13 protein-coding genes are annotated in these 20,017 nt (G+C 41.6%); 2 read left to right on the top strand and 11 right to left on the bottom strand.

Annotated features, from left to right (window positions below):
• Positions 1–24: 24 nt before the first annotated feature.
• The 7 genes from BUC07_RS09365 to nuoE all read right to left on the bottom strand — a co-directional run bounded on the left by BUC07_RS09365 (position 25) and on the right by nuoE (position 9,247).
• Positions 25–2,055 carry a transketolase family protein gene (locus BUC07_RS09365; protein ID WP_073168678.1) on the bottom strand — a complete coding sequence of 677 codons (2,031 nt, stop codon included), beginning with the start codon at positions 2,053–2,055 and terminating at the stop codon, positions 25–27.
• 101 nt (positions 2,056–2,156) lie between these two features.
• Positions 2,157–3,329 carry a phosphoglycerate dehydrogenase gene (locus tag BUC07_RS09360; protein WP_073168676.1) on the bottom strand — a complete coding sequence of 391 codons (1,173 nt, stop codon included), beginning with the start codon at positions 3,327–3,329 and terminating at the stop codon, positions 2,157–2,159.
• 274 nt (positions 3,330–3,603) lie between these two features.
• Entirely contained in the window at positions 3,604–4,437 is an 834-nt protein-coding gene (locus BUC07_RS09355; protein WP_073168675.1) for an endonuclease/exonuclease/phosphatase family protein, read from the bottom strand.
• Positions 4,434–5,390 carry an alpha/beta hydrolase gene (locus BUC07_RS09350; protein ID WP_139279527.1) on the bottom strand — a complete coding sequence of 319 codons (957 nt, stop codon included), beginning with the start codon at positions 5,388–5,390 and terminating at the stop codon, positions 4,434–4,436. The genes BUC07_RS09355 and BUC07_RS09350 overlap by 4 nt, the downstream gene beginning before the upstream one ends.
• A 375-nt stretch (positions 5,391–5,765) precedes the next feature.
• Positions 5,766–7,556, bottom strand: coding sequence for an NADH-dependent [FeFe] hydrogenase, group A6 (locus BUC07_RS09345; protein ID WP_073168671.1), 1,791 nt, complete (start codon positions 7,554–7,556; stop codon positions 5,766–5,768).
• A 19-nt stretch (positions 7,557–7,575) separates the two neighbouring features.
• Positions 7,576–8,760, bottom strand: coding sequence for a complex I 51 kDa subunit family protein (locus BUC07_RS09340; protein WP_073168669.1), 1,185 nt, complete (start codon positions 8,758–8,760; stop codon positions 7,576–7,578).
• 16 nt (positions 8,761–8,776) lie between these two features.
• Positions 8,777–9,247 carry an NADH-quinone oxidoreductase subunit NuoE gene (gene nuoE, locus BUC07_RS09335; protein ID WP_073168837.1) on the bottom strand — a complete coding sequence of 157 codons (471 nt, stop codon included), beginning with the start codon at positions 9,245–9,247 and terminating at the stop codon, positions 8,777–8,779.
• A gap of 362 nt (positions 9,248–9,609) precedes the next feature.
• Here nuoE and BUC07_RS09330 point away from each other — a divergent pair, with 362 nt between their 5' ends.
• Complete coding sequence (locus tag BUC07_RS09330) at positions 9,610–10,014, top strand: carboxypeptidase-like regulatory domain-containing protein (protein WP_073168667.1); 405 nt, start codon at positions 9,610–9,612, stop codon at positions 10,012–10,014.
• Between the two features lie 17 nt (positions 10,015–10,031).
• Here the strand turns inward: BUC07_RS09330 and BUC07_RS09325 are convergent, their stop codons facing one another.
• A complete protein-coding gene (locus BUC07_RS09325) occupies positions 10,032–11,669 on the bottom strand; it encodes an alkaline phosphatase family protein (RefSeq protein WP_083578186.1) in 1,638 nt (545 codons plus the stop codon).
• Between the two features lie 215 nt (positions 11,670–11,884).
• Here BUC07_RS09325 and rimO point away from each other — a divergent pair, with 215 nt between their 5' ends.
• Complete coding sequence (rimO, locus tag BUC07_RS09320; RefSeq protein ID WP_073168663.1) at positions 11,885–13,192, top strand: 30S ribosomal protein S12 methylthiotransferase RimO; 1,308 nt, start codon at positions 11,885–11,887, stop codon at positions 13,190–13,192.
• A gap of 1 nt (position 13,193) precedes the next feature.
• Here the strand turns inward: rimO and BUC07_RS09315 are convergent, their stop codons facing one another.
• From BUC07_RS09315 to BUC07_RS09305, 3 genes are all read right to left on the bottom strand, one after another.
• Positions 13,194–16,112, bottom strand: coding sequence for a LamG-like jellyroll fold domain-containing protein (locus BUC07_RS09315; protein WP_073168661.1), 2,919 nt, complete (start codon positions 16,110–16,112; stop codon positions 13,194–13,196).
• Between the two features lie 8 nt (positions 16,113–16,120).
• Positions 16,121–18,817, bottom strand: a complete 2,697-nt coding sequence (locus BUC07_RS09310; protein WP_073168659.1) for a T9SS-dependent choice-of-anchor J family protein — start codon at positions 18,815–18,817, stop codon at positions 16,121–16,123.
• 175 nt (positions 18,818–18,992) lie between these two features.
• Positions 18,993–19,970 carry a hypothetical protein gene (locus BUC07_RS09305; protein WP_073168658.1) on the bottom strand — a complete coding sequence of 326 codons (978 nt, stop codon included), beginning with the start codon at positions 19,968–19,970 and terminating at the stop codon, positions 18,993–18,995.
• Between the last annotated feature and the right edge of the window lie 47 nt (positions 19,971–20,017).

The raw sequence follows: 20,017 nt of genomic DNA, 5'->3' as shown, positions 1-20,017 counted from the left end.
ATAAAAACTATTTTGAACGCTTTTTTAAGAAAGCATTTCTTTTACCTGTTTGTACACATTTTCGCCGTTAAAGCCCAGTTTTTCATCCAGCACTTTGTAAGGAGCAGAAAATCCGAATGTTTCCATTCCCCAAATCGAGCCGTTTTCGCCAACCAGTCCGGTGAGCGTTTCCGGTAATCCTGCCGTTAGTCCGAAACGTGGAATTCCTGTGGGCAGCACACTTTCCTGGTAGTCTTTTGGTTGGTTCCTGAACAATCCTTCGGAAGGGGCTGAAACCACCTGCACGTTCAGGTTATCTTTTTCAGACAGAAGTTTAGCACCGTCAACCAGCGACGATACTTCTGAACCGTTGGCTACGAGAACCACATCTGGTTTGGCTTTTGGTTTCAGCACAATGTAGGCTCCTTTTTCGGTTTGCAGTGCCGATTGATACGGATCACCACTGGCCGGAATGTTCTCAATATTCTGGCGCGACAGTATCAATGCTGTGGGTGTAGCTGTATTTTCAACAGCCATTTTCCATGCCGCTGTGGTTTCGTTTCCATCGGCAGGGCGCAGCACCAGCATGCTGTTTTCACCGCTGTGGTTTTTCAGTTTTTCCAACAGCCTGATTTGGGCTTCCTGCTCCACTGGCTGGTGGGTGGGGCCATCTTCACCAACGCGGAATGCATCGTGTGTCCAAACGTATTTTACCGGAAGTTCCATTAATGCAGCAAGGCGCACGGCTGGTTTCATGTAATCGGAGAAAACGAAGAACGTTCCGCAAACCGGGATAACGCCGCCGTGCAACGCCATTCCGTTGGCCAGGCAGGCCATGGTGAGTTCACTTACACCAACCTGGAGAAATGAACCACTGAAATCGCCTTTTTGCAATGGTTGGGTTTTTTTCAGGAAACCGTCGGTTTTATCGGAATTGGAAAGGTCGGCCGAAGCCACAATCAGGTTCTCAACTTTGCCTGCCATTGCTGCCAGCACAGCGCCTGAGGCTCCGCGGGTGGCTACGTTTTCTTTTTGTTCTACTGAAGAAAAATCAAATTGAGGCGCTTCATCAGTAAAGAATGTTTTCAGTTTTTGGGCCAGCTCCGGATTTTCTTTTTCCCATTTAGCCTGCTGTGCTTTTTTGTCAGCTGCGGCTTTTATCAGTTCTTCTTTTCGTTTGTTGTAAAATTCTTTAACTTCTTCAAAAATCTGAAACGGATTTTCGGGGTTGCCACCCAGGTTCTCAATGGTTTTTTCAAATGATCCTCCTGCTTTCGACAGTGGCATTCCGTGAGTTGAAGTCTGGCTTTCGAACGAGCTGCCATCTTCAGTAACAGCTCCTTTCCCCATTACTGTTTCGCCAACAATGAGTGTGGGTTTTTGTGTTTCGGCATTGGCTTTTTTCAGGGCTTCCCTGATTTGGTCCTGGTTATTGCCGTCAATTGTAAGCACATTCCAACCCCAGGCTTCGTATTTTTTTGCCGTGTCTTCAGCCGTAACCACATTGGTTTTTGTGGAAAGCTGAATTTTATTTGAGTCGTAAAACATGATGAGGTTTCCGAGGCCCAGGTACCCTGCTATCCGGCCGGCACCCTGCGATACCTCTTCCTGGATTCCGCCATCGGATATGAAAGTGTAAATTTTGTGTGCCATCCAGTCGCCAAAGCGGGTTGTCAGGAACCGTTCAGTAATGGCAGCTCCAACTGCCATGGAGTGACCTTGTCCCAGGGGACCCGAGGTGTTTTCAATTCCCCTTGCCACATCTTTTTCAGGATGGCCGGGTGTAACGCTGCCCCATTGCCTGAAGTTCTTTAGATCATCCATGGTGAATGTTCCGGCCATGGAAAGCACGGAATAAAGCATGGGCGACATGTGTCCCGGATCGAGAAAGAATCTGTCGCGATTGGGCCATTCCATATCTGACGGATCGTAGTTTAAAAATTCGGAGAAAAGGATGTGGATGAAATCAGCACCTCCCATCGCACCACCAGGGTGCCCCGATTTGGCTTTTTCGACCATTGCGGCCGACAGAATACGGATGTTATCAGCTGCTTTTTTGTCAATTTGATTACTCATGTTATTATTATTTTAGTTTTTATTCTGTAACAGAGGTTCAGCCCAAAAATAACAAAAAAAGAGGAACCCGCAGGCTCCTCTTGTGCAGTGTTAAAATATTCTTATTTCTGAATTATTCGGACCATGAAAACTCCTTCAATTGATTTTAGCTTGGAAATGAGCTGTTCATCAATTTTGGATCGGGTTACATCAATAATGTTGTAGGCAATGTTATCACGCTTTTTATTCAGCATGTTATCAATGTTTAACCCTTCGGAAGCCAGCGCACTGGAAATCTGGCTGACCATGTTGGGGATATTTTTATTGCCAATTAATATTCTGGCCCCGTCGTTTCTCTCCATAAATGCCTCGGGAAAATTAACCGAGTTTTTTATGTTACCGTCTTCAATAAAATCTTTTAACTGATTTACCGCCATAACGGCGCAATTTGTTTCCGACTCTTTTGTTGACGCGCCAAGGTGCGGAATGGCAATGACCTTGTCCATATTCAGGGTTTCTTCGTTGGGGAAATCGGTCACATAGCGTGAAACTTTACCTGCGGCAATGGCTTCTTTTAAATCGCTCCGGTTTACCAGTCCGCCGCGTGCAAAATTGAGCAGGCGCACGCCGTCTTTCATCATGTTGAATTTTTCTTTGTTGATGTATCCTTCGGTTTCGGGGGTGAGCGGGATATTTAGTGTCACATAGTCGGCCTGCGCCAGTATTGGCTGAATGCCTTCCACCCAGGTTACCTGGTTGCTCAGTTTCAGTGCTTGCTGAACTTTCATATAGGGGTCGTATCCGATTACGTTCATTCCCAGGGTCTGGGCAGCATTAGCCACGAGCACTCCAATGGCTCCCAACCCAATTACTGCAAGCGTTTTTCCTTTAATCTCCTGGCCTCCAAAATTCTTTTTCCCCTGTTCAATCGATGCCGGGATTTCGTCTCCTTTGTCAGCCAGTGTTTTGACCCATGCTGCTCCGTCGATAATGTCTCTCGAGGAAAGTAAAAGGCCTGCAATTACAAGTTCTTTTACCCCATTGGCATTGGCGCCGGGCGTATTGAAAACCACAATCCCTTTTTCGGTGCATTTTTCAACCGGTATGTTATTTACTCCGGCACCGGCACGGGCAACAGCTTTTAACGAGGAGGGGAGTTCCATGTCGTGCATTTTAAAGCTGCGAAGCACAATGGCATCAGGATTGGGAATTTCGCTTGCAATTTCATAGTTGTTGAGGGGAAACAATCTAAGACCGTCGGGATCGATTTTATTTAACGTTTGAATTTTGAACATAAGTATTTGACTTTTTGAGTTGTAAATCTATTGATTTGCTAAGGAACAAATATCATAAATTTATACCAAGTAGTTCAATGGAAAGCGGTAAGATTTCAATATAAAATTAACATTAAGTAGTTTTTGCGGGGGTAAAAGTTTTATTTCTTCAGTTTGAAGCTGCTTATACAATTAAATTGTAACAATATTGGTCATTAATAATGAACTGTCCTGATTTTCGAGCAAGAAGGTTAAGTATGAAAATCCCTGATTTTATCCATTGTTAAGGAACTCTTTATTTTAGCTGCACCTTGGCAATTATTGGTAAATGATCCGAGGGAAACCGGTTGTCTTTAATTTCGCTTAAGGCAGCATATTTTAAAACCTCGATGTCTCCTTTCACAAAAATATAATCAATCCGACGGCTGCTTAAATCGGCGTTAATATCAAACCCGTTATACGTACCTACAGGTCCGTAGGGAGATTCTTTTGTTACTTCGCGGCTGTCACCCAGGTAATCTTTGAGCATTTTAATGGGTTCCTGGTCGGGAGTGAGGTTAAAGTCACCCGTTAGAATTGCCGGGGTGTTGGCGGGTACCATTTTTTGTATTTTTTCGCGAATAAGTGTAGCTGAATTTTTCCGGGCTTCCACGCCCACATGGTCAAAATGGGTATTGAAAACCATAAATTCTTTACCTGTATCTTTCGATTTAAAAATGCCCCAGGTAACAATCCGGTTGAGTGCTGCATCCCATCCAGTGCTTGGTTCTTCTGGTGTTTCTGACAGCCAGAAAGTGCCGTGGTCCAGCAATTTGTATTTTGATTTTTTGTAGAAGATAGGATTGAATTCGCCCCCTTGTTTACCATCCTTGCGGCCCACACCAAACCATTCGTATCCGGGCATTTTATTTTCAATATCTAAAATTTGGCCGTGGAGGGCTTCCTGCAAACCAAAAATGTCAGCTTCGTGAAATTTCAATAATCCGGTGGCCATTTCAATCCGGTTGGGCCATGCGTTTTCTCCGTCACTTGGGGTGTTGAGCCTTATATTGAAAGAAACGATGTTCATTGGTTGCGAAAGTAAAACGGTTGGAATTAAAAGCAGAAAGATAAAGATTGTTTTTTTCATTGTTCACAGAAATTAAATTGTTCATATTCCGGTTTTTGCTGAATTCCCTGCACCACAGTGTGACGGTTTTCAGCGGTACCGCTGAGCACAAAGTTAAAACAAAAGTTTACAATTTCATCAAAATAATCGCTCATAGGGTTGCTGGCCATTTCGTGTCCGCCACCGCAGGTAGTGTGTAGCCAGTGTGGTATTTCAAGCTGTGCCAGTTTTTTTGCAATAGTATGCGAGCCGTGCAAAATTATGTACCCAGGTGCATTGGGTTTGCAGTAATGATGCGGTGCCGAGGCATAAGGTACCAGGTTGTCGTCAGTTCCGTGAAAAAGCAACGAAGGAACGGCCGAGTCCTCAAAAATTATAGAAGTGTCAGGAATTGCACCGGCCATACCGATTACCCCGGCATAATCAACCGGGCCCGATTCGAGTCCGTAACAAAAGGGGGGCTGGTAGGCTGTTATCAGTGCCGCTTCGGCTCCGGCACTGCTGCCGGCAAGTATTATTTTTTGCGGATCAATCTCAAACAGGTGTCTGTTTTGAATCAGGTAATAAGTTGCATCCTGAATATCTTCCATCGCTGCATGGAATGTATTTAGCTTTTCTGTGGCCGGGCAGTTGCAGCCAAAACCACCTTTTTTACTTTTTCGAGTCAGCCGGTACGAAATGGATGCCGTTACGTAACCCAGTTTTGCCAGGCGGCTACAAAATTTTACGTTCTTTTCGTGGTCCCGTTCACCTCCCTGAAAACCACCACCGTGAATGTACATAATTACAGGCCGTTCAATTTCCGGATCGTTTACCGGCATGTAAATATCCATGTCGAGGTTTTGTCCGTCTTTTGAAGTATAAGTATGAGTTTCTGTAACTATTTCATCGGTAATTGGAGCGAGGTATCGTCCCTGGGCAAAGGCGGAAAAAGTTATTCCCCAGAAGAGCATTAACATTGACGTAAATTTCATAGCACCGAAAATTTTGCCGAATATAATGAAATAATAAAAAAAAGGGACCCTACTCTTCGGATCCCTCTGTACAAATGCCCTTTTTAAAACCAGATAAATCAATTACGATTAAGTAATTTAAAGTTTATCTTCCCTAAAATTTTTAACTAAACTACAATGCCGGAATTTGCAAGAACTGATCCTGTTTTTGTAAGTTGTTTATTTGTAGTGTTTTGTTGTTCGGATTATGACTTCTTATTTTCTCTAAATGGGAAAGGTTTTTTGAATTGGGATAGTTTGTTCTTTGGTTGAAGAAAACTGAAAGAGCAAAATAATGATCAAAAAAAAATCCGGTGCCACCCTGGCACCGGATTTTTTTTTGAGAAGTAATTGATATTAATAATGTTTCCGTTTCGTGTATTTTGTATGTAGCAGATGATGTGATTTTTCACCCAGTGGCTCAATCAGGAAATCTTTATAAAGTTTTTGTATTTCCGGATTTTCGTGCGACTTCCGGAGCGGCAGGTCGCCATCTTCGGCATAAATGGCTTCGGTGCGTTTTCTCCTGATTTCAGGGTTGGTAGGAATAGGTTGTCCGCCACCACCGAGGCATCCGCCCGGGCAGGCCATAATTTCAATAAAATGGAAATCTGCTTCGCCGGCTTTTACTGCATCCATCACTTTTTTTGCGTTTACCAGTCCGTGGGCCACTGCACATTTCAATTCCACCCCATCGAGGAATGACCATTCCTTGAGTGGTTTTTCTATTTTGATAGTGGCTTTCCGCACACCTTCCAGGCCCCTCACCGGCATGATGTTCAGGTTGTCGAATGGCACGTCGCGGCCGGTAACCAGCTCGTAGGCTGTGCGTAATGCGGCTTCCATAACCCCTCCGGTAGCACCGAAAATTACACCGGCACCGGTTGATTCGCCCATCAACCGGTCGAATTTTGCAGGTGCCAGCTTTTCAAAGTCCAGTCCGGCCTGTTTGATTAAAATAGCCAGCTCACGGGTGGTCAACACATAATCCACGTCGCGGTAACCGCTGTCGTGCATCTCGGGGCGGTTAGCTTCAAATTTTTTGGCCGTACAAGGCATTATTGAAACTGAAACGATGTTTTCGGGATCAAGGTTCCGGGCTTTGGCATAATATGTTTTTGCCAGTGCCCCAAACATTTGCTGCGGCGATTTACAGGTCGATAAATTATCGAGGTATTCCGGGTACAGATGCTCGATGTATTTAATCCATCCCGGCGAGCAGGAAGTTGCCATCGGAAGTTTCACATCCGGATCTTTATCAACCAGCGCTTTTTTCAGGCGCGTCAGCAGCTCGTTCCCTTCTTCCACAATTGTAAGGTCGGCTGTGAAATCGGTATCGAGAACCGAATTGAAACCTAACCGCTTAAGGGCAGCCGCCATTTTGCCCGTTACTCTTTCTCCTGGTTTCATACCGAGTTCTTCTCCCAAACCAACGCGTACCGCCGGTGCTGTTTGAACAACCACGTGTTTGGTTGGGTCGGCAATGGCTTCCCAAACTTCTTCAATGTAATTCTTTTCAACCAGGGCACCGGTGGGGCAGTGGTTTACGCATTGTCCGCAATTGGTGCAAACCACATCGTTCATCGGTTTTTCAAAGAAAGTGGCTATTTTCATTTTATCGCCCTTGTAGGCCACAGTGAGTGCATTTACACCCTGAAGTTCGGAGCAGGTCCTTACGCAACGCTGGCAGCGGATACATTTGCTGTCGTCTTTCATTATCGACGGTGAAAACATATCGATGGTATAATTTTTCATGGGTGCCAGCTCCAGAAAGTCCTGGGTCATGATTTTATATTCCGATGCCAGTTCCTGCAGTTCGCAGCTTCCATTGCGGTAGCATTTTGTGCAGTCGGCATTGTGTTCCGACAGCAGAAGTTCAATAATGTGCTTTCTTGAATTTCGAACTTTCAGACTGTTGGTTAATATTTCCATCCCGTCTTCGCAAGGAGTTGCGCAGGCTGCCGAAAGCCTTTTCTGACCGACTACCTCAACCACGCAAACCCTGCAGTTTCCTGCAACACAAAGGTCTTTGTGGTAACACAATGTTGGAATGCGCACGCCTTGTTCCTCGGCTGCCTCAAGTATTGTTTTCCCTTTTTTTACGTCAACAGGATAACCGTTGATTGTAATATTGATATTTTTTGCCATTTTTTTCTGATTTTCAATTTTAATAAATCATCTCTTCCCTAAAATTTTCAACAATAGAAGAGAAAGAATTTGCAACAGATTGTCCTAATCCACACTTTGCCGTGTACTGCATGGTTTCCGTCAGCCTCAGCAGTTTTTCGAGGTAAGAAGCTGGTTTTTCACCGCGTTTTACCGCTTTAATCCCGAGCAGCAGTTGTTGGCAGCCCACCCGGCAGGGGGTGCATTGCCCGCACGACTCTTCCCTGAAAAACTCGAGGTAATTGTCGAGCACGTTGAACATGGAGCGTGAACTGTTGAAAAGCATCATGGAGCCACCTGTTGGCAGCGAAATGCCAACAAGTTTTCCCTGGTAGCCGATTGCCGTGTCGTTAAATTTTTTACGTGGCACCAAAAATCCTGATGCACCGCCCACCTGAACGGCTTTGGTATCACCATCGCCAAATTCATACACAAAATCCTGCAGGCTCATCCCCAGTTCCAGTTCGTAAATTCCCGGCTTGGGCGTGTCGCCCGAAACAGAGAACAGTTTTGTTCCGCGCGAGTACTGAACGCCCAGGTCGTAGAATTTTTTTGCGCCGTATTCAAAAATGGTGAAGGTGTGTACCAAAGTTTCTACGTTGTTTATAACCGTTGGGCCATCCATGTACCCGGCCTGGGTTGGGAATGGCGGTTTGTTACGTGGCTCTCCCCGTCTGCCTTCCATTGATTCCATCAGGGCGGTTTCTTCCCCGCAGATATAGGCACCGCTTCCCATAAAAATTTTGACTTTAAAATCGAGATTGGTCTCTTGGCAGTAGTAATGGAACTCCTCGATGGCCTTGTTTAGTTCTTCTTCGAGAAATTTGTATTCGCCACGCAAGTAAATATATCCTTCTTTTGCCCCGGTTACATAGCCGCAAACAGCCATTGCTGTAAGTACTTTGTAAGGGACGCGAGAGAGAATTTCACGGTCTTTGAATGTGCCGGGCTCCCCTTCGTCGGCGTTGCAAATCACATATTTATTTTTTGCTTTTGCCTCAGCGGTGAGTTTCCATTTCAATCCGGTGGGGAAACCGGCTCCTCCTCTTCCTTTCAGTTCCGAGCTTATCAGTTCGTTTATAATTTCTTCCGGTTTCTTTTTTATGGTAGTGGCCAGGACTTTCTCCCAGTTGTTTTCATTTTTAAAAATGAAATCCACCCTTTTTAATTGATATGAGTATGCCATTGCTTCCTGTTTTTAATTAAATTGATTTTTTAATGTACCCTGAAAGAATTTCCCGGATTTTTTCCGGGGTGAGATCGGTATAAACTTCATCATTTATGAGCATTGCAGGAGCTTTGTGGCACCACCCCAGACAATTGGTTTCGAGCAAAGTGAACCGGTTATCAGGGGTTGTTTCTCCCACTTTAATTTTAAGCATGTCCTGAATGGAAAACAAGATTTGGTTTTTCCCTTTCATGGCACATGTAATGGTTTTACAAACTCTGATAATAAACTTACCGGCGGGCTGGGTTTCCAGAAATGAATAAAAAGTTGCCGTGCCGTAAACGTCGGATGCCGGAATATCCATCTCCCGGGCAATTTCCACCATTGAATATTCCGAAAGGTATTTTTCTTGCTGTACCACACCCTGCATCACAGGGAGCAGACTTTCTCTTGTCCTTCCGTATTTATCGGCAAGGCCTTTAACTAAAGATTGAACGGGATCCATAAGCATAATTTTAATTATAAGTAAAACAGGTTGAGTAATTATTTTTTTGCAGCCGCTAAGGCCAGGTTGTTTTTCTTTACATATACTTTGTGTTTCAAATATTAATTGCATAAAAGTAAACACTTGATTAATAAAAAACCAAGATATTTAGGCGTAACATGCCTGTTTTTCAACATGATTTCGTGATTGTAAAATAGACTAAATTTAAATAAGGATTTTTTTCTTTATTTCGTTGAATATGGCTGGTTTTTTGTTATAAAAATAAATGTGTTTTTTTTTCTAACCTGAGGCAACCTTTTCTGGGGGTTATGCGTCTTATTTTATGAAAGCCATTTTTTAAACAATTAATTCATTTTTCAGCCATGAAAACGATTATAAATATTCTTCTATTCGGTGTTTTTGTACTTTTCCCCTACGCAGGAAATACGCAGATGATTTCTGTATCAGGGGTTGTGAAAAATTATGTTTCAGACGGAGCCATCGAGAATGCCTCTATTTATGAAGCTTTTTCAGGAATAGGTACCATTTCGAATAGTAATGGATATTATCATCTTCTTTTAAAACCCGGCAATCAGCAACTGAATATTTCATCGCCCGGTTTCGAAAAGTACTCCCAGGAGTTCCGGTTAACCGGAGACACCATAATTTCAGTTCAATTGATTCCCATGAATTTTGGGGAGAGAGAAACTGTAGCCGACCGCGATTCAGATAACTTAACCGACGTACAAACAGCCGTGAAGATTCAGTCGGAGAAAGAAAACTTTTAGCTCGCCCGGTTAACGTTTCAATCTATCATATCTGAAATAACTTCCCCCTGGGTTTTGTCGGGCATAGGGATGCCGATTAAATGGCAAAGGGTAGGCGCAAAATCAACTGCATTTTGTTTTTTGCTGATTATTTTTGGAGAAATACCACCCCCGTAAAAAACCAATGGAATATGCGACTGGTCGGTGTAATTCACTTTTTTGAATTTGTAACTGGGTTGCCACCCTTCTTTGAGCAGAAAAAGAAAATCGCCCGACCGGTTTTTGGCATACGATTTATAAATGAGCGAAAGCAGACCATTGGGCGAATTTCCCTGCTCCAGCTGGTAGGCTGGCAATGAAACCTGAACGCCTTCAAACTGATTGATAAAATTTGATGCTTCGTCGCGCATTTCATCCAAATTTATTTTATTTTTTTTGATGAGTTCATGGTTCAGGTAAACCTGAAGGTCAGAGTAGTACTCAATCCAGTTTTCCTGCCCGTATGTAATGTTCAGGTAGGAAGTTAGCAGGGCAATAGCGCTTTCCGGCGAAAAATGATCCACAGGCATGTTAAATTCTTCCTGCAGGTACTCAACCGGGTACGATGCCGAAGTATTTGCCGTAAGAAAAAACAACACATTATCCTTTCCATATTTATTTTCGGCATGATTAATTACCTCTCCAATGTACTGGTCCATATAGAGATAAGTGTCCTGCATTTCTACCGAGGCTGGTCCGAAGTTGCCGTTTTCGTAATCCATCGACGAGAATGTGATGGTGAAAAAATCGGTAACTTCATCCTGTCCGATGGGTTCGTTTTCCATCAGCCGGATGGCAAAATCTTTTATGATTTGATTGGCATACGGAGTTGTTTTTACAGGGCTGAGATTTTCGGCTTTTCGACTGTACCTGCCAACGGTATGCGGAAATGTGTTCCAGCGGTCAAAATATCCTTTCTCGAGTATGTAATTGTCTTCTTCGCTCTCGGTGTACTCTTTGGGCGGCATAAAAGTTACCCAGTTGCGGTAGCTGTACATTTCTCCATAATTTTGGGTGTTGAACTCACGCACCCACTCAGGGAAAGTACTCAGGTAAAATGAGCTTGAAATAATTTTTCCTGATTCAGTGTCGTACCAATAGGCACCATCTGCCACATGGCCGGCAGAAAAAATGGCTGATTCGCGGTTCATAGCTGCACTGAAAACAAGCGCTTCGCCACGGCTGAAAATTTTCAGGTTGTCGGTTATGGTGTTTGAAAGCAGTTTTTTGGGCGAAGCGTTTCCCTGGTCGGTGTCGGCACCCACTGTGAAATAGTAATCATCCCGGGTGCATTCAATTTCTTTTTGCTTTAACCTGTCGTACCATTTTTTATCCACAATTCCGTGCATCGACGGATGAACTCCTGTAAATAAAGTGGCTGTTCCTCCTGCATAACTCTGAATGTGCTGCGTGAGGTTTATGTTGGTGCAAACAGCTCCGTTGTTGTATAACTTTTTGAAACCGTTGGGGCCGAGTTTATCCCAGTAGCGCTGAATGTAGTCGGGGCGCATGTTTTCAATCATTAACCCGATAACAACTTTTGGTTTTTCGCGGACTGCGGCGGGTTGTTGTGCCTGAACATTTTCGGAAATGAAAAGAAGAATAAATAAAACGAGTATCAAATTTTTTGTCATCATTTTTTATTTTGGCTGCCTAATGTAGCAAAGAAACAGATGAAAGCAAATATAACGATGCTGGTGCAAAAATATTTTTTCCTGATTTTAACACAAAATCATTTGTGTTTTATTCATCTACTATCAGACTAAAATTTTTCAGTCAAAGGTTTCGCAGTTCGGCAATTTCTATTTCAGACAAAAAAATCTTTTCTTTGCACAGCCAAAAATAGATTATGATGGGAAAGAAGCGAGTAAATGTGGTGACGATGGGGTGTTCGAAAAACCTGGTGGATTCGGAGGTTTTGCTGAATCAGTTGCAACGGGGAGAGTTTGAAGTGGTGCACGATTCCAGCGAAACCGGTTTCGATGCGGTTTTTGTAAATACCTGCGGGTTTATTCACGATGCCAAGCAGGAATCCATCGACATGATTCTTGATTATGTGGACGCCAAAAAACGAGGCGATATTCAAAAATTATATGTAATGGGCTGCCTTTCCGAGCGCTACCAGAAAGATTTGGAAAAAGAAATTCCGGAAGTGGACCGCTATTTTGGCAAGTTCGATTTGAAAGCCATGGTGGATGAGCTCCAGGTGAACTATTATCCGGAATATATTTATGAGCGGAAAATTACCACACCTTCGCATTATGGGTACCTGAAAATAGCGGAGGGCTGCAACCGTTCGTGCGCATTTTGCGCCATTCCGATGATGACCGGACGGCATAAATCGCGAACCATTGAAAGCCTGGTGAAGGAAGCGCGTTACCTCGCTAAAAAAGGAGTGAAGGAAATTTTGCTGATTGCGCAGGAATTGTCGTATTACGGAATTGATATTTATGGCAAAAACCGGTTACCCGATTTGATTAACCAGATTTCAGAAATTGATGGCATTGAATGGATTCGGTTGCATTATTTGTATCCCACTAAATTTCCGTATGAAATTTTGCCGGTGATGCGCGACAATCCAAAAGTGTGCAAATACTTAGACATGCCGTTGCAACACATTGCCAATCCGGTTTTGAAAAATATGTTGCGCCACGTGACCCGCGAAGAAACCGAGGCACTCATCAAACGGATAAAAGAAGAAGTGCCCGATGTAATTCTGCGCACAACTATGCTGGTAGGTTTTCCTGGTGAAACAGAAGAAGATTTTGAAGAGCTGAAACAGTTTATTATCGACACAAAATTCGAACGGTTAGGAGTTTTTACCTATTCGCACGAAGAAAATACGTACGCTGCCAAAAAATTTCAGGACGATGTTCCGGAAGAAGTAAAACAGGCCCGTGCCGACGAGATTATGGAAATTCAGCAGCAGGTTTCTGCCGAACTCAATCAGCAGAAAATCGGGCAAACTTTTAAAGTAATTCTCGATAGGAAAGAAGATGATTATTACGTGGGACGTACGGAATACGATTCGCCTGAAGTGGATGGCGAGGTGCTTATTTCTTCTTCTGCCGAACTAAAAAAAGGTGATTTCTGCCAGGTAAAAATAACCGGCGCCGAAGATTATGACTTGTTTGGGGAGGTGATTGAATTAACTCGTTGATTTATTCTTTCTTGTAAATAATTTTTTGTGTTGAAATTCCTTTCTGGGTTTTTAGCCTGAGAAAATAGATTCCATCTGTTAAAATGTTTTTACTGAGTGAGTAATTGTAACTGCCAGCCGGCAGATTTTTGTTGAGGATTGTTGTGATTTTTCTTCCGTGGATATCGAAAACTGACAAATTTATATTTCCGCTGGTTTTGGTTTGGAAGGAAATGATAGATTCGCTGGTTGCAGGGTTGGGGTATATTTGAATGTTGTTTTTAGGAAAAAGAGAGGTTTTTATATCTGTAGTTATTTCTTCAATTTTAAAATTATCTATCATTACTTTATTGGTAGTACCAATAGCTGTTCTGTAGCGGAAAGCAAAAACCAATTCGTCTCCATCATTTGGTAGATTTAATTCTAAGTTGTTCCAGGTCCATTGCTCTATCGTTGGGAAATCGGTAATTTTTATCCATTCCGTATCTTCAATTTTTCCCTGAAAAGAAGTGGTATAATAAAATTCCGGAGTAAAATTATCCCCCCAATAGTAATATGAAAAACTTACTTTAACATTTTCAACTTCTGTTGTATTAAACAGACCTGACAAAAGCCAGTCGTCTTCTTCGTAAGGCGAATCGTTTACATAAATACGGGTACATAATGAACCATCCCTTCCTTGGTCAAAAATGTGCCATCCTTCCTCTCCCAAAACGTTTGCCCGATTCCAATTCCGGAATGTATTTTGGTCATCGTTAAAATCGTCGAAAAAAGGAATATTTAAGGTGTCGGGTTCGAAAACAGGATGGAGCAAACTATCCAGATAGGCGAGATATCCAGACTCAATTTCTTGCTCTGATTTATGGAGTGCACCTTCAAAATCGCCTTCACCTACAATGAAATTTTTCACATCAATATAATTGTATGTCTGAAAAATGTAGTGAAAAAAAGCGGCCCCAAAAAAGTAGGGGTCAATTCCCCTGAACCCATCAACGCCCCGGTGCGGATCCCATACAAATTCGTCCATAGTAGGAGGCCGGCCAAAAGTGTTTTCATAATAATCGAAAACATCGATTATTCGTTGGTTATAAAAATTTAATTCATCCTTTCTTGTTGGAGCGTTTGACATGTATGTTGTCAATCCTTCGTCATAAAAAAATGAAAACATATTGAAATGGTTGGAAACGGTATGAAAGAACTCGTGTTTGAGAACACCGTAATTCCACCAGTTGTCAAGCACGTTCTTGTTTGCTTCGGTAAACAGGTAAACACTTAGTGCTGAGCCACCGTAACCTGCGCCATTCGAATTTGAGCTATATCCACCAATTTCCATTGCGTTTCCCTGGTCGTGGAAAAATGTAAATGCCCACGGATGATTAATTTCCAGCTCATATAATTCTGAATATTTAGCCAATAATATCTCAAGAGAATCAATACATTGATGCGCATAAACAGAATCGGAAGGTGCTGAATAAGCAAAAAAATGTTCGGTTGCTGCAACACAGCGGAATCGTTTATCCTCCTCAATTAAAAAATAACCGCGAATGTACCTTGGCCAGTCTGCTGCAATAAAGCTTGCTGCCCCGGGATTTACTTCGTCATACGACCATCCACCAACAATCTGTCCTTCGATTAGCGAAACGGTTACATCTTTTTTCGATGTAGTTGCAATCCCCGTGGTATCCTGAATAAAACTGATTTCCGGATTTTCCCGCCCTTCCATATAGGCTTTCATTGAATCGACACGGGGTCTGAATCCTGCTTCAAACAAACCAAAACCTTCTAAAAAGTATGCCGGAAAATACGGATTGTTATCCCGAATAATTCTTCTTTTACTTACAGCATATTGTGCAAATTCATTCACGGCAAGTCCTGAAAGGTTATAGTAATAATCAGATTGAAGTTCGGAAGTAATTGGAGATAAATAAATCTCGTTAAGTTCTAAACTATGAAAACCACACTTCCACGAAGGGGTATTTTCTTGAATAAGCAATATGTCTTCCCTGGGGCTGTATTTTATTGCAATTTTTGAGTCCGTTGGAAAAATAGAATCTTTACAGGGGCGGTTCCAAAGTGAACTTAATTTGGCATATTCTTTTTCCAGTTCATTTTTTATCTGGAGGTGAAAATCTTCTTCTCCGGGAATGTTGGTGTAAAACTCAAAATGCTCGGTTTCGCCAGCTTTGATAAAAGGAGAATCGGGTATGTACATTTCAGAGTAATCAGCCGCATGTGTTGAAATGCGAATCTCATCAAACCAACCGTCGAACTGGATGTTACTACCACCATCCACTCCTCCTATAAAAAGTTCAGCATCACTATGTTGTATTTTCCCGTTACTTCCCTGCGGGAAATTGCGAGTAGCTGTAAAAACCGGTCTTTTTTGTTCGTCGTGCACATAAAAAGATACTGTTTGGGCTGTGGTATCGAAGACCATTGCAATGTGATACCACTTACCTTCTTCCAGCAAATGATTTTGATAGAAGTTAACTTCGGTATCATTCTCAAACTTCACATAGCCACTAAAACCATTTCCATTCGCATCCACTCCCAGACCAAATGATTGGTATTTATCAATTAAAATAGGGTATTCGGTTTTTTCATTCCCCAAATCACCGGTTTTAACCCAAAATTCAATGGAAAAGCTGCCTTCAAAATTCAAAAGGTCGTTATGTGGCGAGTACAGGCAATGCGAATCTTCTGAGTCCGGCGTGTTATCTATACGGTATGCTTTCCCAAGTTCGGGAATTGGATTGTCAACGTATGTTCCAGCCATACTTTCTATTAGCGTAAAGCCATTATTTGCACTGTTGGTAATATCTCCTTCAAAGTGCATTAAAAGAACTGTGTTTTTATCTGCAGAATAAGGACCACCATTTTCCTGGGCTGCTAAAAATGTAATTAAAGAAACTGTAAAAAACAATGTGAAAAAGATTTTCATCGTGGTTTTTATTTAGCGTTAATAATCAACTTCTTGGTTAAAATCCCTTCGGAAGTTTGCAGTTCGCAAAAATAAACTCCGTTGGTTGTCAGCGAATTTGAAACCGGAATGGTGTGCATTCCTGCATTAAGTTTTTTATTGAGCAAAGTGCAGATTTTTCTTCCCTGAATATCGAAGATGGAGAGGTTGACTTTTCCGGCGGTTTGGGTTTGGAAGGAAATGATTGATTCGCTGGTTGCTGGGTTGGGGTGGATATTTAAATTAACGGTTGGATTTGTTTTGTGTTTTGAACCTGTTAATCTGTTTTTAACATAAAAATTATCAATAAAATGACTAACATAATTACCATCTGTTGACACAAAACGAAACGCAATGTTTAATTTCTCAGGAGGGGACTGAATCGTAAATGATTTTTGAGCCCATTCTCCTTCAGGTGAATTCCAGGAAAGGTCGTTAATTTTAGTCCAGTTAGTTGAATCAAAAATACTTGTAAAATTCTCTGCATAATAAATTTCAGGATTTATTCCTGTTCCATTATGGTTATAATAGAAAGAAACAAAAACGTTTTCAGCATCACTTGCATCTAAAGTAGGTGAAATCATCCATGAATCAGCATCTTTTTCATCGAGCCAATAAGGATTGATCGCATAAGCACTGTGGTCTCCTTCATAACTGTTTTCAGAAATACTCCAAAAATCATGTGCTTTGTAGCGAAGAATTGACCAGCCATCAAAGTAGGTTTCAAAATCTTCTGTAAAAGGAATGGGTTTTAATTCTCTGGGCGGTCCGTAATACGCCAGTTCTTTTAAAAACTGAACGTACTCCAGTCCAATTTCTTCCTCTGTTTTACCGCCAAAAACAGAATAATCTTTACCACGGTTCCAGAACTCCCTTATTTTTACATAATCGGCATATTTATAAAAAAGGAAGGTGTAAAACAGGTGGCCCAGCATATAAATGTCCGGATCGAATCCATTTTCTCCTTGCGCTGAAAAATTGTCAACTATTTCCTGAAAAGCAGGATCACGTTGAACATTATCCTGGTACCAGTTAAACATTCCAACTAATTTCCATCGATTCCCTTCTATTCTGTTTTGCGGATCGGGGAGTGGCCCATTGGCAAAATCGGCAATTCCTTCGTTAAAAAAACCGCCGGGAGCGTTGTAATAAAAATGGCTGAAAAACGTATGCATAAATTCATGGTGCATAAGCGAATACAGATAAACATCCATGTCGGCACCGATAGGTGTAATTAATGCAATTTTATCGCCCCAGAATGCTGAGCCTCCGTTGAAATAATCGTTATACCCCATAATTTCCATACCAACCGGTTCAGTGTATATACAAATATTCCATTTGTGAGGTATTCCCAGTTGGTATTGTTCCTGCAGTGAATCTAATTTTAATTCAAATTCATTTCCGATTGCCTCAACGAATGGAATTTCGTTGTCAGACGAATATATATTAAATTGAGAGGTTGTATGCTGTAATTTAATTCTCTCAGGAGATTCATTTTGATAAAAGTGCTTTAAAAACACAGCCCACCCATATTCGTAACCATAAGGTGAAATCGAGTAATAACAATCAGCGAGAACTTTCGCTTCAATACAAAAAACAAGTAAATCTTTTAATGAGGTAGAAGGCATGTTTGAAAGATCCTGATATGCGCTCATTGGCGGTACATTAGTACCAAGTTCATTCATTAAATTGAGTAAAGAATCTTGTTGGGGCCGAACACCGCATTCATAAAGTCCAAATCCTTCCAGAAAATAATCGGGAAAAGAAAGCATATTTTCGCGCATAAATTGTCGTGAAACCGTAAGTTGAGAAAACTCATTTACAGCAAGTCCTGCAAGATTTTTATAATATTTTTTTTGTATTTCATTTGAAATCGGACTTAGGTATATTTCCATTTTTCCTCTGTTGTGAAATCCGAGTTTCCAAGGATAATCTTTAACCTCGATATTTAAATCGGCTTTTTGTGAATAAATTACTTTAATTTTCGAAGTATCAGGAAATAAGTTTTCGATGCCAGGTCTGTCCCAAAGCGAAGTTAGATTGTCATATTGATTTTCAAGTACATCCTGAATAGCCAGATAAAAACTACTGCTATCGGGCATATTGGTGCAAAACTCGAAATGTTCGGAACTTCCAACGGTTTCATAAATAAGGGGTTTGTAATTAACTACTTTAAAGTTGTCGAGTAAAAGATAAATTCCCGCATTGGCTGCTGCCTGGTAATGAAATCCAAAATATAAAGTATCACCCGGATTTTCAATGGAAATCTCGCCTGTATCAAACCATTCATTTTCGTGATCTCCCAACGAGTAGATTATTTCAGTCCAATTTGATTCATTTGCATTTCCATTGTATTTATTAGTGAAAAATAATTTGGGTTTTATTCCATCACCAACATGTAAGATATTAAAACTTATGATAACATTCTCTATATCTTCACCCACAATTTTTTTTGTAATTAGCCAGTCATTTTGTGCAAGATCGTTGTTTTCGAATCGCATATATTGACCTGGTACTATGTGCCAGTAATGCCAACCCTCCAGGTTTTCAGTTGTCCAGTTTTGGAACGTTGCATCTTCTTGAATGGTTTCTTCAAAATCATCGAAAAAAGGAAGATCGATTAAACTCTGGGCTGATAATACATTTAAGAGAAGAATCGATAATAAAAAGGTAAAAATAGTTTTCATAAGTGTGGATTTAGTTGTGGTTCATATTTAATTATAAATTTTGATAATGACGCTTTTTATACCTGCCAAACAGAATTTTCCGAGTGGAGATAATGAAATAATGTTTTTAAAGTTAGGGAGTTAAAAAGTTAAATACAAGGGAAAACCGAATTTTGTTATAGGGTGTTCAAAAATTTTATTTGCCAAACAAATACACAATCGACAGCTGTTGCTGCTGGTCCAAATCATCCCAGTCGATGAGGTGGAATGATAAATTAAAATGGCCTTTTACTTTTTCGTGATTAATAAAATGCCAGATGACATCGGTGCGCCAGTAATTTTCTACGCGGTAAAACCGGTCGCCGAAAGCAAACTGGTGGCCTCCGCCGGTATTCAAAACTGATTTCACCCCAATATTCCGGTATCGCCCGTTTGCTTCAGCAAAAAAACTGGAAGAATGAATGAATCCATCCGTAACAGTGCGTTCGCGAAACGATGAACTTAGTATTCCGGCTTTCAACTCTCCCGCAATAGCTGTGCTACCACCTGTTCGGATTCCACCCTGAAGCGCATAGCCAAAATAATCTTTGATGTGATCGCCCGGGAAGTCGATGGCAGGACCGGCATCGTGGAATAGCAGGATGTAATTTTGCAAAAATAGGTTTTTGTAAAAAATTTCACCCGAGAATCCGGCCATGAAATTTTCGCGATTGACATCGGTTTGCCGGCTCACCCAATCCACAAAACCGTTTTGGTGGCCCCAGTCCCAGTGTACTTCACCAAACAGTCCTTCAATATTGGGGCGGTAATACAGTAGCGTGTCGGTGAGCATCACCAGCGGAAAATCAATTTTCCCTCTTCGCGGAAATGCACCAAAAATGAACTCTTTTTTTTCGTCCTGAAACTGGTAATATAGTGTCAGCTTTGGTTTGTGGTAATCAATGTCGCTGCCAAATTCCAGCAAGTGGCTCAACCCGGTTCTAATCCGGTGATTATCCATTTCAAGTCCAATCTCAAACGCACCGCGGCTTCCCAAAATGGTTTGCGGCATGGCATTTTCGTTGAAAAATTCGCGGTTGTCTCCAATTCCCTCGAACAAAACCTGGTATTCAAAATTTTGAGCCAGCCCCCAAAATGGCATAATCAACAGGAATGTGAAAAGCAGTTTTCTCATTGTTATAATTTTCCGAAACGAAAGTAATAAATCATTTGATAAATAAA

The sequence above is a fragment of the Tangfeifania diversioriginum genome (assembly GCF_900141875.1).
Classification (GTDB): domain Bacteria; phylum Bacteroidota; class Bacteroidia; order Bacteroidales; family Prolixibacteraceae; genus Tangfeifania; species Tangfeifania diversioriginum.
Note: the sequence above shows the minus strand (reverse complement) of the source record. Positions and strands in the feature narration are given on the sequence as shown.

What these genes read in the sequence shown, in the direction of transcription:
- BUC07_RS09305 (WP_073168658.1), bottom strand. Translation starts at nt 19,970, where the DNA reads ATGAGAAAACTGCTTTTCACATTCCTGTTGATTATGCCATTTTGGGGG.
- BUC07_RS09330 (WP_073168667.1), top strand. Translation starts at nt 9,610, where the DNA reads ATGAAAACGATTATAAATATTCTTCTATTCGGTGTTTTTGTACTTTTC.
- BUC07_RS09310 (WP_073168659.1), bottom strand. Translation starts at nt 18,817, where the DNA reads ATGAAAACTATTTTTACCTTTTTATTATCGATTCTTCTCTTAAATGTA.
- BUC07_RS09315 (WP_073168661.1), bottom strand. Translation starts at nt 16,112, where the DNA reads ATGAAAATCTTTTTCACATTGTTTTTTACAGTTTCTTTAATTACATTT.
- BUC07_RS09345 (WP_073168671.1), bottom strand. Translation starts at nt 7,556, where the DNA reads ATGGCAAAAAATATCAATATTACAATCAACGGTTATCCTGTTGACGTA.
- BUC07_RS09350 (WP_139279527.1), bottom strand. Translation starts at nt 5,390, where the DNA reads ATGAAATTTACGTCAATGTTAATGCTCTTCTGGGGAATAACTTTTTCC.
- BUC07_RS09355 (WP_073168675.1), bottom strand. Translation starts at nt 4,437, where the DNA reads ATGAAAAAAACAATCTTTATCTTTCTGCTTTTAATTCCAACCGTTTTA.
- BUC07_RS09340 (WP_073168669.1), bottom strand. Translation starts at nt 8,760, where the DNA reads ATGGCATACTCATATCAATTAAAAAGGGTGGATTTCATTTTTAAAAAT.
- nuoE (WP_073168837.1), bottom strand. Translation starts at nt 9,247, where the DNA reads ATGGATCCCGTTCAATCTTTAGTTAAAGGCCTTGCCGATAAATACGGA.
- BUC07_RS09325 (WP_083578186.1), bottom strand. Translation starts at nt 11,669, where the DNA reads ATGATGACAAAAAATTTGATACTCGTTTTATTTATTCTTCTTTTCATT.
- BUC07_RS09360 (WP_073168676.1), bottom strand. Translation starts at nt 3,329, where the DNA reads ATGTTCAAAATTCAAACGTTAAATAAAATCGATCCCGACGGTCTTAGA.
- rimO (WP_073168663.1), top strand. Translation starts at nt 11,885, where the DNA reads ATGGGAAAGAAGCGAGTAAATGTGGTGACGATGGGGTGTTCGAAAAAC.
- BUC07_RS09365 (WP_073168678.1), bottom strand. Translation starts at nt 2,055, where the DNA reads ATGAGTAATCAAATTGACAAAAAAGCAGCTGATAACATCCGTATTCTG.